Source organism: Oleiphilus sp. HI0061 (assembly GCF_001635675.1).
Window position 1 is genome coordinate 1 of the sequence record NZ_LWFE01001237.1, and the last position, 3,153, is coordinate 3,153.

Genomic DNA, 3,153 nt, shown 5'->3' on the forward strand with positions numbered 1-3,153 from the left:
AATTCGTGGTTCAGAGAATAAACCATCCTGAGGTTGTAACTCGATATGCTGACTTTGTAGTTCACTTAAACTTTTGCCGTAATCGTAATCTCCAATTTCGGTCTTTACCATTGAACTACAACCTGACAATAAGGCTAAAACTGCAATAACAAATATGTGCTTCAATTTAACTCCTTTTTTACAGCTAACGCCTTTAGCTGCGGCGAGCGATAGCGAGTCCAGCCCCGGGGATTTTTCCGGGGCGAGGCAGGCTAAACTTGTTAGGCTTTTTTATTCGCATATTTCTCGGCTACTTTTTCAGATAATTCAAGAATGGTATTGGAAGCACTCTGATAGGTATAAGGTCCATCCGGGCGATAATATTTTGCTTCTCTTGAGCTAATGGTCCAGTAGATTTTTTTAATGCCCAAAGTTGAACATAGATTCTGCATGGTAAGCTCAAGTTTCTTTCCTTGTGGAACATTTGTTCTGGCAGTTGTTGTGCCAAAATAACCTGTCCCAGTATCTCTTACTATCTCGACTTTCATAGCATCTCCATGAGCCTAACGCCGCAATAAAGGGCGAGCGGCGCGCAGCAGAGCGAGTCCAGCCCACGGGCCCTTTCGTGGGCGATCTTTGATTGCCTGGTTATATTTCATTTGCTACGAGATTAGATTTAACCTTGCCAGAAATTACCAATTTATAAAATACAAACTCAGCGACTAAGCCTGAAAATATTGCCGCTGCAACTGCTATACCCCCGCTAGCAGTTGCCTTTGCTACAGCAGCTAAAACTAAAAACGCTAATGGTAAAGTAATAACAACAGCTATAAGAGCGTGAAAACCATTTATGCGTATTATTTCTTTACAGCCACTGCATTTGATACGCATGGGGTTTGATGACTTTAGCAGATTCATAAAGCCAAACTTTTTGGAGCAAGATGGGCAATTACTCACTATTAGTTTCCTTGTATATTGAACAGTGACAGTGTTTAAAAAATATAACGCCGCGTTAACCGGAGGAGTAATGATGGCAGTTTTTGTGCGTATTTTTGCACAAAAGGTGTCAGCATTACGGAGTCCGTGTTGAACGCCTGGTTAAGTGTTTCCATGTACAAACAAGCTGTACCCACCGCCCCTAATTTCATGGCCACCCAAAAAAACAGTTGCACCAGACTTTTTCTATTTCGGCGGTTTTAATAGAGAATATTTAAGTAGCAAATGATCTAATTTGCCAGAACTCTTAAGTTCTTTTAAACCCTTTGATAGAATATTTGCATAAAGTTTTGCGTTACGTTTTTTCGGAGAAAAAGCGATATATATGTCTTCTTTTGAAGCAACCCCTGCTGATTTGATATCTTCATACGAATTAAGGCCTGTCAAATAGTTTAGCACTATATTAGATTCCTCTACGAAAGCATCAATCCTATCTATTTTAAGTAATTCAACTAGACGGCTAAAAGCATCATCACCATGAAGAATAGTTAAACGTGCGATATTCGCTTGGTTTGGCTCAATATATTCCTTAAGAAGGCTGCCATAAGAGTAATTCTTTATAGCACCAAGGTTGATATTCTGTAATGACTTAAACCCACTAAAACGCCAATCAGATGTGTTTTTCACATAGAAAACATGTTCAATGCTATACAAAGGTTCATCTGGAAAAATGAAATCAGGTGTTTCATCTCTACCCGTACCAATAATTCCATCATAGTCACCATTACGGACAGTCAAAATTGAACGAATCCAGGGCCTAACGATATAATTTATCTTATACCCCTCCTGCGAAAAGGAATAATTTGCAATCTCTACCAAAAGGCCAGGTCTCTCTGTGCCAGGAACACAGTTATAGGGGCACCATTGATCTGCAACTAAGGTAATTTCCTTTGCTTGATCACTAGTTGATGACGCATAGCTAATGGACACGACTGGAATAAAAAGCAGAAGCATTCTAAAAATACGCAGTTTCATATCCTTTCCCCCTTATTCATAGCAAGCTATTCACGATAGTCTCATACTAAACTTACCCGATAGCCATAGTGTAGACCACATTAAATTCTCTACAGCAAGCCAGCTACTTACGAAAAGTAACAAATACTTTAAGAGACAACCAGACAACCAGACAACCACTCGGACACTTAACGCCTTTAGCAGCGGCCGAGCGCAGCGAGGTCCAGCCCCAGCGTCTTTTTGCTGGGGCGATGCTGGCTAAACTTGTTAGAACTTTACTACGCATAAAGTAGAAATAATACAAAGCCAACCCCTGAAACTAAGGCCAATAAAAAGACACAGTGAAATATAAAATTAGCTAGCCGCCACCTGACATTAAAGCCTTGTCGATAATTGGTGGTAAGCGCATAAAATATTGAGCCTACGCACAAGATTGATACTAACAATAAAGCTACATGCTGAGTTAAAGCAAAATAACAGCTAATTAACCCTATGAGAAAGCCGTATGTTGCTAAAGATGAAGCTTTCGTTGTACCCCAAAATTCTTTTTTTTCTATATCCATTTTAGGTTGATCTACAATCTGATTAAAAAGTTCTAACGCTTTTATAAACGGCGCACGGCTCTATCGTGCGTCCAACGCAGGCCACGTTTCTTTGTGGCCGGAGTGATGTTTGATGAACTGGTTAGATGTTTTAGAACTCCCAACTACACCAAACACCACGTTAAAACCAAAGTGCTTGCCCAGAGACAAAAACACCGCAGATGGCGACTTTACCGGATTCCCTAGGAACACACCATTGACGAAGCCTCTACAAATTAAAATGTGCTTGAGAAGCTTAAACAGTAGAGCGGAACAGTGGGAAAACGTGCCACCTACCCTAAAACTTTAAACGGAGGAATGTATGAAAAGAAACGAGCACTCCCTGCCGAATATTGAGCCTTAAACCTAAAGGCAAAAAAACATTTAACGCTTTTATAAACGGCGCGCGTTTCTTTGCGCGTCCAACGCAGGCCACGTCTCTTTGTGGCCGGAGTGATGTTTGATGAACTGGTTAGATGTTTTAGAACACCCAACTACACCAAACACCACGTTAAAACCAAAGTGCTTGCCCAGAGACAAAAACACCGTAGATGGCGACTTTACCGGATTCCCTAGGAACACACCACCAACGAAGCCTCTACAAATACAAATGTGCTTGAGAAGCTTAAACAGCAGAGCTGAA

The 3,153-nt window shown here is 40.8% G+C and carries 4 protein-coding genes; all 4 read right to left on the reverse strand.

Annotation, left to right across the window (positions count from 1 at the left end; genetic code table 11):
- Positions 1-260: 260 nt before the first annotated feature.
- Positions 261-527, reverse strand: a complete 267-nt coding sequence (locus tag A3735_RS19340) for a hypothetical protein (protein ID WP_068510923.1) — start codon at positions 525-527, stop codon at positions 261-263.
- 100 nt (positions 528-627) lie between these two features.
- Positions 628-897 carry a hypothetical protein gene (locus A3735_RS19345; protein WP_156490479.1) on the reverse strand — a complete coding sequence of 90 codons (270 nt, stop codon included), beginning with the start codon at positions 895-897 and terminating at the stop codon, positions 628-630.
- Positions 898-1,161: 264 nt separating this feature from the next.
- Entirely contained in the window at positions 1,162-1,950 is a 789-nt protein-coding gene (locus A3735_RS19350; RefSeq protein WP_068510926.1) for an ABC transporter substrate-binding protein, read from the reverse strand.
- A 953-nt stretch (positions 1,951-2,903) separates the two neighbouring features.
- Positions 2,904-3,153 (reverse strand): hypothetical protein (locus tag A3735_RS31985; RefSeq protein WP_231882581.1); only part of this gene is annotated, 250 nt, incomplete at its 5' end.

Coding starts and splice junctions, on each gene's coding strand:
- A3735_RS19345 (WP_156490479.1), bottom strand. CDS start 897: ATGAATCTGCTAAAGTCATCAAACCCCATGCGTATCAAATGCAGTGGC.
- A3735_RS19350 (WP_068510926.1), bottom strand. CDS start 1,950: ATGAAACTGCGTATTTTTAGAATGCTTCTGCTTTTTATTCCAGTCGTG.
- A3735_RS19340 (WP_068510923.1), bottom strand. CDS start 527: ATGAAAGTCGAGATAGTAAGAGATACTGGGACAGGTTATTTTGGCACA.